This is a genomic window from Myroides odoratimimus (genome assembly GCF_004337635.1).
GTDB classification, from domain to species: Bacteria; Bacteroidota; Bacteroidia; order Flavobacteriales; family Flavobacteriaceae; genus Flavobacterium; species Flavobacterium odoratimimum.
Window position 1 is genome coordinate 1,949,948 of record NZ_CP037427.1, and the last position, 13,855, is coordinate 1,963,802.

Consider the following 13,855-nt stretch of genomic DNA (forward strand, 5'->3'; position numbering starts at 1 on the left):
TAAAAGCAGGATTATAAACAAGATCTGTACAGCTATAGTAGGACGTGACCCTATTTTTTAGGCAGTGGTCGCATAGTGGTCGGCTTGTGGTCGCATAATGGTCGCATAGTTTTGGCTATTTTTAATGCGACCACTATGCGATCATTACCCTATAAGTATGGCATAATATAGAGTAGCTTTGTAATGATCTGTATAATGGCAGAGTAATAAATTGTATTATAATAAGATAGTATGTAAGGCTTGTTTATGATAGCTGTATTGGCTTTCTAGCTTATAAATAGACTCATAACCTTAAATTAGAATGTTTTTATATAGAGGTTTTAACACTAAATTAATTATTAGGCTTGTCTAATTTTGTAATTTTACACATCTAAAGAAAATTGTAATGAATTTATCAGAACTAGCTAAAGGAGAAAAAGCTACTATACAAGGTATAAAGCGAGGATGTCCTGTGGAGGTACATCAGCGTTTCTTAGACTTAGGGTTTGTTCCTGGTGCTGAAATATATATCCATAATATCAGCCCACTAAAGGATCCTGTAGCTTATTCTATCTATAATACTATCATTTCGTTGAGAAAAGAGGATGCAGAGATGGTATTAGTGACTTTAGCTAATTAAATTATAAAAGAAGGGAAAAAAATTATGGCGCAATCAGCCTGTGATATTTGTGATCTTAATGCAACAGCAGAATTAAAAAAACTAGGGGAGTCATCTGGTAAGTTTGATTATACTATCGCTCTAGCAGGAAATCCAAATACAGGTAAGAGTACAATCTTCAATGCTCTTACTGGTTTAAAACAACATACTGGAAACTGGCCAGGTAAAACAGTTACACGTGCAGAAGGAAACTTTCAGTTTAAGGATAGTAAGTATAAGATAATAGATCTTCCGGGTACATATTCACTAATGTCTACTTCTGAAGATGAAGAGGTAGCACGAGATTTTATTTTATTTGGTCGTCCTGATGTCACTGTAGTAGTGGTAGATGCTGGTCGACTAGAACGTCATCTTAGCTTAGTAGTACAGATACAGGAGATTACGAATAAGGTGGTGGTGTGTCTGAATCTGATGGATGAGGCTCAACGCCATGGTGTAGAAATAGACGTGAGAGGGTTATCTCGTGATCTAGGAGTACCTGTGATCCCTACTTCTGCGAGAAGAAAAGAAGGTATCACAGACTTATTAGTAGCAATAGATCAAGTAGCTACAGGTAAATATGTGCCTGAGCATAAGACAATATCTGGTATATCTGGAGAATCTCGTGAGGCAGTACAGCAGGTAGCTTCTAAGTTATTAGCTATAGATGCGGATTTGCCTAGTCCGTCATGGCTAGCGATGAGATTGATACAACAAGATGCTACTATTCAGTCTGCTTTAGTGAATCAAACTTTATCTACTAAAGTCAATAATGAAAATATAAAAGAGGTTATAACGTTAGCAGCTCATTATCATGAGAAGCTAGGATTAGACTATTCTGATAATGTGGCTGGGGCTATCTTCACTCAAGTATCGAAGACAGTGAAGAGCACTGTAAAATCAGATATGAATCAGCGTGCGTTCAGAGTAGACCGTATGATCGATAATGTAGTGACGAGTAAGCGATTTGGCTTTCCTATTATGTTATTGATGCTCGGAGGTATTCTATGGCTGACTATTATCGGGTCTAACTATCCATCTAGTGCATTATCAACATTGTTATTAGAAGAGTTATACCCTATATTAAAGAGTGGAGCAGAGAGTCTTCATTTTCCATGGTGGTTATCAGGGTTTTTAGTAGATGGAGTATATCTAGCTACAGCTTGGGTTATAGCAGTAATGTTACCACCTATGGCTATATTCTTCCCTCTGTTTACCTTATTAGAAGATTTTGGATATCTACCAAGAGTAGCATTTAACCTAGATCGACTTTTTAAAGGGGCAGGAGCACATGGTAAGCAAGCTTTGACAATGAGTATGGGCTTTGGGTGTAATGCTGCTGGAGTGGTCTCTACTCGTATTATTAACAGCCCTAGAGAAAAACTAATTGCTATCATTACGAATAACTTTTCGCTGTGTAATGGTCGTTGGCCTACACAGATATTGATGGCAAGTATCTTTATCGGAGCCTTAGTACCATCGTATTTGTCTAATACTATCTCTACGCTTGCAGTAGTGGGAATCGTGGTATTAGGAATAGGATTTACATTCTTTACTTCATGGATGCTGTCTAAGACTATGCTAAAAGGGCAGGCTTCTTTCTTTACCTTAGAATTGCCTCCTTATAGACCTCCGAGAGTATTACAGACGATCTATACATCATTAATTGATAGAACACTTATTGTATTATGGAGAGCTATTGTTTTTGCAGCACCTGCAGGGGCAGTTATTTGGTTGATCTGTAATATTGATATTGGAGATAAGAGTATAGCATTATGGACTATACAAGGTTTAGATCCTATCGGTATCTTCTTAGGGTTAAATGGAGTTATTCTATTAGCTTATATCGTAGCTATTCCTGCTAATGAGATTGTTATTCCTACGGTATTAATGTTGACTGCTATGGTATTAGGAGATGCTTCTATAGGTGAAGGCGCTGGTGTGATGTTTGAGGTATCGGATGGAGAGATAGCGACTATCTTACATATGGCAGGGTGGACTACATTGACAGGAGTGAACTTGATGCTGTTTAGTTTACTGCACAATCCATGTAGTACTACGATATATACGATCTATAAAGAAACGAATAGTGTGAAGTGGACTACTGTAGCTTCATTATTACCAGTTCTTTTTGGAGTTATTGTGTGTTTTGTCGTAGCGCAGTTATGGTATTTATTTACCTAATTTAGTAAGAGTATAATTATATTTATTATAGTATCCCCTTCTTCATTTGATATGGAGAAGGGGATTTTCTTTATATGATTATAGAATTACTTTATTATTGGGCGAATCACGAGATTATATGATGGATAATATAGGTTCTCTTAGTGTAAGTACATATTTTATGTGAATTAACTCTTTATGTTTGTCACCTTGTATGCGAATTGTTTTATTTGACTAATGATCTTTATAGAGATAGAGGTCATTTTTTAATTTTAAAAAAATGAGCTATGAGACGAGTTTTAGTATTAGGAGCATTGCTAGTCTTTACTAGTATATATGCGCAATCACCTAAGAATAGTAAACAGACAGATTATGAAGTAAGTGCTTCGGAGTTATTAGATAAAGGAGAGTATTACAAACTAACAGAAAGTCAAAGGACTAAGATTATAGAACGAAAGCGTACTATCGGTAGAGAGTTTGAAGCGATAGGACGTGACCGTTCACTGTCAGGTAGAGAAAAAGGTTTAAAAAAGAGAGAGTTAGCAAGGAGTTTTAGACAGGATATTTATATTATCCTTAATGACTCTCAGAAGGTGAAGTGGGATAAGGCATCTCATCATAAGTATCAAAATAAAAGCTATAAGAATGATATAGAGCACCAGTTAGATATGTTAGAGATAGAGTATGAAAGAGATATTAAAAATATCGAAATCATCTATAAGGACAATGATTCTAAAAGAAAGATAGCAAAGAATAATAGAAAAGCAGAGTATAAACAACAGAAAGCGATACTTAAGAGACAAAAAGATAAGCTATAGCATCGCTTTGTTAAGTGAGTAAGGTATAGGATACCCCCTAATAGACAATATGTTTGTTAGGGGGTATTTGTTTTTAATATATAGCTAAAAAATGTGCATAATGTACATGAATAATGTGCTGATTAGTCTGTATTGAGATTTTTATTATTCATCTGTTTAATTATGTAATGAAGTAAATCAAATATTTAGTAGATATTCTTCTTAGTTGTTTTGTATAATATAGTTGAATAATACAAGGAAAGAGGTGAATAGTTATATGGTTTACTCATAAAAAATATTCTTTCACCCATTTGATTATGGTTTTATTGGCTTTGATACGATGTGTTTGAATAGTATAAGTGTTTTTTGTAATTTATTTATTTATATGGTATAAATTTGTGTTAAAAATATAAGATAAAATATTTGTATAATATAAAGTTTTGAAAAAATGAATAGATATCTACTTGTTTTAGTATGTGCAGTATTAACTTTTTCTGCTCATATAAGTTTCGCTTCTAATCCTAAAAAAGAAGCAGCTCAATGGAAATATGATATTGAGTGTGCAGGTACAGGAAGTGAAGGAACATTCTTAGTAAAGATATGGACGTATAGTAATAAGGCTGTAATTCCTAATGAAGAAGCTAAGAAAAATGCTGTACATGGAGTTTTGTTTCGTGGTTTTGCAGCGAATGGAGTAGGGTGTGTTTCTCAACGTCCTCTTATAAAAGATGCTTCAGTTCAACATGAAAAAGCAGATTACTTCAATACTTTCTTTGGTAAAGAAAGTCCTTATTTAAAATATGCTTCTATTTCTTCTTCAGTTCCAGAAGTAATCAAGGTAAGTAAAAAAGAATACAAAGTAGGATATGTGGTATCTGTATCTAAAGATTTATTACGTAAAGACTTAGAAGTAGCAGGTATCGTTAAGAGTTTATCTGCTGGATTCTAATCAACTTATATGTACGCTGGTACTACTAATTAAAAAAATAATAGGATGATCAATAAAGTAATTCGGTTATCCGTACTATCTCTAATACTCTTAGTTCTGTCGTGTAAAAGCAAGCCTACTAATACTATGGCTAGCTTCTATACTGGTAAGACAGTAGAGTGTGTGAGTGCAGATATGTACGGTAATGAAGTAGTACAAGTATATGCTACTGGTAAGAATAGGAGTGCGGTTATCGCTGAAGCTAAAGAGATGGCTATAAAAACAGTAATGTTTCAGGGAATCGTAACGGATAAAAGAGAGTGTTCTGTAAAACCTATCGTAACTGAGCCTAATGCTGAAGAGAAGTATAAAAAGTACTTCGACAAATTCTTTAAAAAAGGAGGTAAGAATAGAAAGTATACCTCTGTAAAGAGAGCAGCATTTCAAAGTAATGTGGTTAAACACGGAATCAGTTATGAATCTTATAGTGTAGAGGTAACTGTAGCTCGCAAAGAGATAATTAAAAAACTTGAAAAAGATAAAATTGTAAAAATAAAAAGCTATGAAAAATAAATTTTTGACTATTTGTCTATGCCTTTTGAGTGTAGGAATGTTTGCACAAGCTAAGAAACCATCTTTAATGGTGGTTCCTTCTGACTCATGGTGTACAAAGAATAGAGTAATGGAAGTATATTATAACCAAGGGGTAGAAGAATATATTCCAGATTATAAATTAGCACTTTTACATTCTGATTTGATGAATGTAATTTCTAAGATTAATATTCTAATGGCAGATAGAGGATTCCCTCTTAAAGACTTATCTGCAACGATGAAAGCTATTAATAAAACTAATGCTGAGAATAACTTGATTACAAGTAAAGCTTCTGGTGCAGCATTAGCAGAAAGCCCATTAGATAGAGTAAGACGTACAGCTAAGTCTGATATTATATTAGAAGTAGATTGGACTATCAATGCTACGGGACCTAAGAAGTCTATTACTTATAACTTAAGAGCTTTAGATGCTTATACAAGTAAACAAGTAGCAGGTGCTCAAGGTACTGGAGCACCATCTTTCTCAGCTGATGTAGCTGTATTATTAGAAGAAGCTGTATTAGTGAATATGGACAGTTTCGTTAATCAGTTACAAGCTCACTTCGATGACTTATTAACAAACGGAAGAGAGGTAACACTAGATATTTTAGTATTTGACAATGGATCAGGTGTTGACTTAGAGACTGAATTTGATGGAACTGAGTTAACAGAGGTTATTGATAACTGGTTAGCAGAGAAAACAGTTAATCACCGTTTTAGTAAAGCAGATGCTACAGAGACAATGACTTTATATGAGAGTGTACGTATTCCACTTTATAAAGCTAATGGTATGGCTCAGGACACTGATGGTTTTGCTCGTGAGTTAAGAACTTTCTTAAAGAAAGCACCATATAATTTAGAAGCTAAATTAATCAACAGAGGATTAGGAAGAGCTGCTTTAGTCATCGGAGAGAAATAAGAAGTACAATGAATAGAGTTATAGGAAAAGTATCTGTAGCCTTATTGTTATTCACAAGTTTGTTTACGTATGGACAAACGGATAAATGTGAGATATCATTAATGGCTTCTATACCAGAGCAGACAGATGGTTTGTACTCTGGAGCCGAGGGGCAACTAAAGACTAAGTTAAAAAGTATAGTTGCAGCTAATGGATTAGGTTCTTCAGATGGTTATGCTCAGTTTGCTATTACACCTGAGTTTAATGTAGTAGAAAAGAATATACTACCTGGCCCACCCAGATCTTTTGTATTAGACTTAGAGATGAATTTGTTTATTGGTGATTCTTTTGGACAAAAAGTATTTGCATCAACTTCAGTAAACTTAAAAGGAGTAGGTGAGAGTGAAACTAAGGCTTATATCAATGCATTTAAAAAGCTAAATGCAAAGAATAAGGATATAGTTGCTTTTATAGAAGATAGTAAGAAGAAGATTATAGCATACTATGATGGTAACTATACTACAATTATCAAGAAAGCAGAAAGCTTAGCTAACCAAAAAAACTTTGAAGAAGCGATGTTTTTATTAACAGCGATTCCAGAGTGTAGTAAAGGTTATGATGCAGGTATGAAAGCTGCTGAAAAAGTTTATCAGTTGTATGTAGATCATGCTTGTATGGAAAACTTTAATAAGGCTAAGGCTGCATGGAATGCACAGCAAGATGCTTATGGAGCACATGAAGCTGGTCAATACTTAGTAACTATTTTCCCAGAATCTAAGTGTTATTCAGCTGCGATAGCTTTACAACGCGAGATGAAGGCACAGGTAAAAGCTGATCTAGACTTTGAAATTAAAATGTACAATGATGCAGTAAGTTTAGAGCAACAAAGAATCGAGGCATGGAAAGCTGTTGGTACTGCATTTGCTAAAAGAAAAGGAGACACTTATGTTGTCTTAAGAAGATAATACTCAAAAAAAAATACTAATATGAATAAAATAACATTTATGATTACTGCTTCATTAGTAGTATCATCAATTGCAGCTTTTGCTCAAGATAAAAAACAAGTAGCTGATGACTATATGCGTAGTTCATTATATACTATCATCGTGGATGACCACGGTATTAATGGAAATGGAAACTTAAAAGGACAAATCATTAAAGAGACATTCTTTAAAACACCTCTTCCAGAGAAGTTTAATGACCATAACTTAGATAAGTCTTTACGTTCTTTTAAACCTAGTCAATATCCAGTAACAGAAGCAGAGATTGCTGCTGTTGGAGGAAAAGAAGACTCTGGTAAGAAAAAAGGTGGGTTAGGTAAGTCTCTAGGTAAATTCGGTAAGAGTGTAGCTAGTGATAACACTGCAGGTGTGGTAGATACTACTAGTACTGATAAAGTAACAGCTCAATTTATCAAGTTCTTAGCTCAGAATAATGTTGGAGATAAGTTAGTTGCTAAATGGTTTAATGCAGGTAAATATGATGCGTCTACTCAATCTCCTTATAATATGGAGCTGATCAAAGAACGTGGATTATACAATGCTTCTGTATTTGATAAAGATATTGCTGATAAATCAACTAGAGGTAAAGCAATGTTAGAAGATGCAGGAGAGAACTTAATTTCTAATACATTCGTAGTAGGAGTACGTTTTAACTATATTAGTAAAGAAGAAATGGCTAGACAATTGTCAGCTACGACTGCTGCTGTTACTGGATTAATTGGAGGTAAAGCAGCTGCGACTACTAACTCTGCGGTACAATCAGGAGCTTCTGTTGCAGGTAAAGGATATGTGGTAAAAGCGACAGCATTCTTATTCCAATTAGATTGGACTGAGGAAGCCGCAGCTACATTCTATACAAAATACTACAATGCAAACAGCGCTGATCAGTTTATCAAATCTGGATTGTTTAAATTAAAATTAGTAGGAACAGAAACTGCTTGGGCAGATATTCAATCTACTACTTTCTCTAAAGTTTCTGAAAAAGAATTGGTAGAGCGTGCCGCTGTTCGTTCTATTGATAATGTAATTGCTAAATTACAGAAGAAATATGAGCCTTTCCGTACTAAAACTCCTCTTGCTACAACTGAGTCTGAGATTACAGCATTCATTGGTATGAAAGAAGATGTAGAGGCTGGTGATAAATTTGAAGTATTAGAGAAAACTGAAGATCCAGAAACTAAGGTTACAAAATATAAAAGAGTTACAGTTATTAAAGCTGAGAAAAATAAAATATGGGATAACCGATTCGAGGCTGATGTAGAACAAGCTGAGAATGCTGCAAATAATGCAGGTGAAGTACAAAAGATTAAAGCTACTTCATTCTCTGGTAACGCTAAGAACATTTACCCAGGTATGTTAATTAGACAAATTAATTAACATTCGAGTATTTTGTTAATATTTTTTTGCGCACAAAGTCCCTGATCTTTCAGGGGCTTTGTTTTTATAGAAAGAGCTCAAGGTTATTTATCTTGAGCTCTTTCTTGTATTATACCTTCTCCTATTTGAACAGGAGCTCCTAGGTGTTTAGGTTTTTTATTGATTAGGTTATCTAATAATACCTTTACTCTAGCGAACTTTTCTCTAAGCATGGTTTTAAAACCAAAGTTACGAGAGACATCTTGCGCATTATAAGCAACTGTTTTAAGATCAAGATGGTTAGCTATGTAGACAGCTCTTTCATTGTGAAAGGGTTGAGAGATAATTGTAAAACTATCTTGTCCAAAGATAGCTTGCATTCGATAGACAGAGTCTAATGTACGTAGTCCTGCATAATCTAGGTATATCTTTTCTTTAGGAACACCTTGTTCTATAAGGGCTTGTTCCATATCTTTAGGTTCGTTATAGTCATTGCGACTGTGGTCTCCACTCACTACGATATAATCTATTTTGCCTGCTTTATAGAGAGCTGCTGTAGCTTCTATTCTATAGGTGAAGTAGTAGTTTACATAGCCTCCTGCAAGTAATTTAGTAGTTCCGAGTACCATACCCACTTTGTTATGAGGTATTTCATGAACAGAGCTGTACAGTTGTTCTTTGGTAGTATTAGTTACTCTATAGTTTGCAAACCATATAAGGAATAAGGCGAGTAGTGCTAAGTAGAAAGTGTATTTAAAGATCTTTTTCATAGTTGTATAATAGCAATTGTTAAGATCAAATATAAAGCAAAAAACGTTAGTACTAATACCAACGTTTTTTATTCTTTTTTGAGTTTTCTGATTTACGAGAATTGCTCTGACCAGGTTTTTTTCTATAATCTTTTTTAGGAGTTTGACCATCTTTAGTAGTAGTCTCTTTCCAAGGGAAAGGATGATCCGTAACAATCTTTGGTTGTAATCTACCGAACTTACAAATAGCCTCCCAATAGGTCTTCTCAGATTTATCACAGAAAGAGATAGCTACTCCATCATTACCAGCTCTACCAGTACGCCCGATACGGTGTACAAAGGTTTCTGGGATATTCGGTAAGTCATAGTTAATTACAACAGGTAGATTATCTATATCGATACCACGAGCAGCTATATCAGTAGCTACTAGTACTTTTGTTTCTTTGTTTTTAAAGCTATCTAAAGCAGCTTGTCTAGCTGTTTGTGACATATCTCCATGGAATGGCTCAGCATTGACACCGTTCTTTTTAAGTGATTCTACTACAGTATCAGCACCAGCCTTTGTACGAGTGAATACAAGTACATCAGATAACTTTTCGTTACGGATGATATGGTATAATAGCTTTTTCTTGTCTCCTTTCTCTACGAAGTACACTTTTTGTTTAACAGATTGTGCAGTTGAAGAAATAGGATCTACTGCTACATATTCTGGTTTTTGTAAGAATTCATGGGCTAACTCTCTAATAGGGAGTGGCATGGTAGCAGAGAATAATAAGGTCTGTCTATTAGAAGGAGTAAGTTGTATTAACTTTTTGACATCATCAATGAATCCCATATCTAACATTAAGTCTGCTTCATCTAATACTAAAAAGTGTAGATGATCTAGATCTAAGTGTTTTTGTTTATATAAGTCCAATAGACGACCAGGAGTACCAATAATCACATCTGCACCTTTGTTTAATTGTTCTATTTGGGGCTTGATAGACATACCTCCATATAGTGTGATATACGTCACATTAGTATACTTAGCGTATTTTTCGAAGTTATCGCCTATCTGAACAGCTAGTTCACGAGTAGGAGTAACGATCAGTACTTTAGCTTTCTTTGCTTTTTTAGTATTTCCAAGTTTGTGTAAATAGTGAATAATAGGCATTGCAAAGGCAGCTGTTTTACCTGTACCAGTCTGTGCACATCCTATCAAATCCTTTTCAGCTAAGATAAAAGGGATTGCTTTTTGTTGAATAGGAGTAGGTTCTTTGTAACCTAGCTCATCTATGGCACGTAATATATTCTTATTTAATTGTAAGTCTTCGAATGTCATATACTTCATCTATTTATGGATACAAAGGTACTTTATTTTATTTTTATTACACGAAGTGCTATTGATAAGCTTTTTTCTTTTTGCATTGTATGTAGAGGAATGCTCTTTATTGTCAGTATGTATAGTAACTAGTCTATTTTCTAAGCATCTATTTTTCGTATTAATAAAAAAATGATTAAATTGTAATGTAAATTACTTTATTATGGTCAGACAACTTGAAAAAATATACTATCCTGCAGCAATTATTATGATTGTCATAGTTATCTATGCTGCTATTCAGGATATGATTTATCTTTTATTATTTATACCTGTATTACTACTTTTAGCAATGATTAAGGTCTACACCACTAATCAACGTTTAAAATATGCAGGGATAACTACAACTGCTAAAATAATACAATATGAATCATACCTAAACTTCGATGAAGACCTAGCTACTAGCCGTAGAGGAGATGTGAAAAAAGAGATTCTTATCGTGGAGTTCACTACTAAGGACAACAAAATAGTGCGTGGTAAACCTATGCAGTATAAATTGAATAAACCAGAACTAGAAGATACTGACTTCGAGTATCCTTATAATGAAAAATACATAGCTCTACGAGACTATAACCCTGTAGGAGAAGAGTTCGATATTACTTACGATAGAGATAGACCTGATACTTTTACAGCAAAACAGTTTGTAATGGAAGATTTAGGATGGATGCTTAAGTTTATCTATATCTTAAGTGTTATCGTAGTGATATGCTTAGTATCTGTATTGATAGAATATAGTGTAGTAGATACTATAAAAGGTCTTTTCTAAAGAAGGTAATCAGGGAGACAATCTATTAGTACTGTAAAGTCTAACTACTAGTATTATAATTTATTTTATGAAAGACTTATTCTACGCTGTAGTTTATGTACTATTATTCTACTTCCTTGTTATCGTTAGTTTTATACTTGGTCTTAGTGTCTTTGTTGAGGCATCAGGTATACTTTTTTGTTTATTGCTTACATTAGTGGTAAGTGTTGTTATTCTAACCCTATATAAACTTAACAAAAAGTACCTCGTTTATAGTCTGGCAAAAGTATCAATGAAAAAAAGATGGTTGTGGATAGCTGTATTATTATCTCCATTTATAGTTGCAATTATTTTGGCTATAATACAGTATAAAATTTTAGTCATACTGATATATACAAGTCCATTGTTTATCACGAATATAGTTTTTATTCGGATGAATTATAAAAAAGTAAAAGCTCTTCAGAATCACTGAAGAGCTTTTACTTTTTATAACCATATGATGATTACATATCATTACCTAATAGTATTTCTAACATTGTAATTGCTGCATCACTGATTTTAGTACCAGGGCCAAATACAGCTACTGCGCCAGCATCGAATAAGAATTGGTAATCTTGAGCAGGAATAACCCCACCTACGATAACCATAATATCATCTCTACCGTATTTCTTTAACTCCTCTATTACTTGAGGAACTAACGTTTTATGACCTGCAGCTAGAGAAGAAACTCCTAATGCGTGTACATCATTTTCTACAGCTTGTTTAGCAGCTTCTGCAGGCGTTTGGAATAACGGACCTATATCCACATCAAATCCAACGTCAGCATAACCAGTAGCAACTACCTTAGCTCCACGGTCATGACCATCTTGCCCCATCTTCGCAATCATAATACGAGGACGACGACCTTCTACTTCAGCGAATTTATCAGCTAGTTCACGAGCTTTCTTAAAGCTCTTATCATCTTTTATTTCTTTGCTATACACACCACTTACAGATTGGATTTGTGCTTTAAATCTTCCGAATACGCTTTCTAACGCGTCACTTATCTCTCCTAATGTAGCTCTATGTGTAGCAGCTTCTACTGCTAGAGCTAGTAGGTTACCTTCTCCAGTCTTAGCTGATTGTGTTAATGCAGCTAGTGCTTCAGCTACTTTAGTATTATCACGAGTAGCTTTAATATGGTTTAGACGATCTATCTGAGCCTTGCGCACAGTCTGATTATCTACTTCCAAGATATGTAATGGATCTTCTTTTTCAAGACGATACTTATTTACTCCTACGATAACATCTTGTCCACTATCAATACGAGCTTGTTTACGAGCAGCTGCTTCTTCTATACGAAGTTTAGGAATACCTGCTTCGATAGCCTTAGTCATCCCACCTAACTCTTCTACTTCTTCTATCAGCGCCCACGCTTTCTCAGCGATCTCTTGTGTAAGACTCTCTACATAATAACTACCTGCCCAAGGATCTACTGTTTTACATATTTTAGTCTCTTCTTGTAAGAATATCTGTGTATTACGAGCAATACGCGCAGAGAAATCTGTTGGTAAGGCGATAGCCTCATCTAGCGCATTCGTGTGTAGAGACTGTGTCCCACCGAACGCAGCCGCAGCAGCTTCTATAGCAGTACGAGCCACATTGTTAAACGGGTCTTGCTCTGTAAGACTCCATCCAGAGGTCTGACAGTGTGTACGCAGAGCTAGTGATTTATCAGATTTAGGTTCGAACTGTTTTAGCAACTTAGCCCATAGCATACGACCTGCACGCATCTTAGCGATTTCCATGAAGTGGTTCATTCCTATCGCCCAGAAGAATGACAGTCGAGGAGCGAAGTCATCTATCTTCATACCAGCATTAAGTCCAGTACGGATATATTCTAGTCCATCTGCCAAGGTATAAGCTAACTCAATATCTGCTGTAGCACCTGCCTCTTGCATATGATATCCAGAGATAGAGATAGAGTTAAACTTCGGCATATGAGTACTCGTGTAGTCAAAGATGTCAGCGATGATCTTCATAGAAGGAGTAGGAGGGTAGATATACGTATTACGCACCATAAACTCTTTTAGAATATCATTCTGTATCGTACCTGACAATAGTCTCTTATCTACTCCTTGTTCCATAGCAGCTACAATGTAGAAAGCCAGAACAGGAAGCACAGCTCCGTTCATCGTCATAGATACAGACATCTCACCTAGAGGTATCTGATCGAATAAGATCTTCATATCCTCTACGCTATCTATCGCTACTCCAGCTTTACCTACATCACCTACTACGCGCTCGTGATCCGAGTCATACCCACGGTGAGTAGCTAAGTCGAAGGCTACAGATAGTCCTTTTTGTCCAGCAGCCAAGTTACGTCTGTAGAATGCATTACTCTCTTCCGCAGTAGAGAATCCCGCATACTGACGTATAGTCCATGGGCGGCGTACGTACATGGTAGCATAAGGACCACGTAAGTTAGGCGCAAACCCTGCTCCGAAGCCTATGTGTTCTACTTTATCTAAGTCAGCTTCACTGTAGACTTTATTTATATCGATACCTTCAGCAGTAGTGAAGTCAGATGCTTCTGACTGTGTTCTAACTGTTGAGGTATTTATAGTCAAATGTTGTAAGTCCTTTCTTTTCAT

Annotated in this window: 12 protein-coding genes; 9 read left to right on the forward strand and 3 right to left on the reverse strand. The window is 35.2% G+C overall.

What is annotated here, in order from left to right; all coding sequences use genetic code 11:
* Nucleotides 1-385 precede the first annotated feature (385 nt).
* From E0Z07_RS08905 to E0Z07_RS08940, 8 genes are all read left to right on the forward strand, one after another.
* Nucleotides 386-619, forward strand: coding sequence for a FeoA family protein (locus E0Z07_RS08905; protein ID WP_006257162.1), 234 nt, complete (start codon nt 386-388; stop codon nt 617-619).
* Between the two features lie 24 nt (nt 620-643).
* Complete coding sequence (gene feoB, locus E0Z07_RS08910; RefSeq protein WP_131540572.1) at nt 644-2,821, forward strand: ferrous iron transport protein B; 2,178 nt, start codon at nt 644-646, stop codon at nt 2,819-2,821.
* 266 nt (nt 2,822-3,087) lie between these two features.
* Nucleotides 3,088-3,618, forward strand: a complete 531-nt coding sequence (locus E0Z07_RS08915) for a hypothetical protein (protein WP_006257160.1) — start codon at nt 3,088-3,090, stop codon at nt 3,616-3,618.
* Between the two features lie 427 nt (nt 3,619-4,045).
* Nucleotides 4,046-4,546, forward strand: a complete 501-nt coding sequence (locus E0Z07_RS08920) for a hypothetical protein (protein WP_006257159.1) — start codon at nt 4,046-4,048, stop codon at nt 4,544-4,546.
* Nucleotides 4,547-4,591: 45 nt separating this feature from the next.
* Nucleotides 4,592-5,098: a hypothetical protein gene (locus E0Z07_RS08925; RefSeq protein ID WP_006257158.1), complete on the forward strand. Its 507-nt coding sequence runs from the start codon at nt 4,592-4,594 to the stop codon at nt 5,096-5,098.
* On the forward strand, nt 5,088-6,035 hold the full coding sequence (locus E0Z07_RS08930; protein WP_006266410.1) for a DUF6175 family protein: 948 nt from the start codon (nt 5,088-5,090) through the stop codon (nt 6,033-6,035). Before E0Z07_RS08925 ends, E0Z07_RS08930 begins: the two co-directional genes overlap by 11 nt.
* Before the next feature lie 8 nt (nt 6,036-6,043).
* On the forward strand, nt 6,044-6,979 hold the full coding sequence (locus tag E0Z07_RS08935; protein ID WP_131540573.1) for a hypothetical protein: 936 nt from the start codon (nt 6,044-6,046) through the stop codon (nt 6,977-6,979).
* Nucleotides 6,980-7,000: 21 nt separating this feature from the next.
* The gene (locus tag E0Z07_RS08940; RefSeq protein ID WP_006257155.1) at nt 7,001-8,392 is read left to right on the forward strand and encodes a hypothetical protein; all 1,392 of its coding nucleotides are present in this window, start codon (nt 7,001-7,003) and stop codon (nt 8,390-8,392) included.
* An 83-nt stretch (nt 8,393-8,475) separates the two neighbouring features.
* Here E0Z07_RS08940 and E0Z07_RS08945 read toward each other — a convergent pair whose 3' ends face one another.
* Nucleotides 8,476-9,141, reverse strand: coding sequence for a SanA/YdcF family protein (locus E0Z07_RS08945; RefSeq protein ID WP_006257154.1), 666 nt, complete (start codon nt 9,139-9,141; stop codon nt 8,476-8,478).
* Nucleotides 9,142-9,193: 52 nt separating this feature from the next.
* Nucleotides 9,194-10,441, reverse strand: a complete 1,248-nt coding sequence (locus E0Z07_RS08950; protein ID WP_006257153.1) for a DEAD/DEAH box helicase — start codon at nt 10,439-10,441, stop codon at nt 9,194-9,196.
* A gap of 202 nt (nt 10,442-10,643) precedes the next feature.
* On the opposite strand from E0Z07_RS08950, the gene E0Z07_RS08955 reads away from it, so the two are divergent.
* A complete protein-coding gene (locus E0Z07_RS08955) occupies nt 10,644-11,243 on the forward strand; it encodes a hypothetical protein (protein WP_006260605.1) in 600 nt (199 codons plus the stop codon).
* A gap of 482 nt (nt 11,244-11,725) precedes the next feature.
* Here E0Z07_RS08955 and scpA read toward each other — a convergent pair whose 3' ends face one another.
* Nucleotides 11,726-13,855 (reverse strand): methylmalonyl-CoA mutase, encoded by a 2,130-nt coding sequence (gene scpA / locus E0Z07_RS08965; RefSeq protein WP_016649853.1) that lies wholly within the window; start codon nt 13,853-13,855, stop codon nt 11,726-11,728.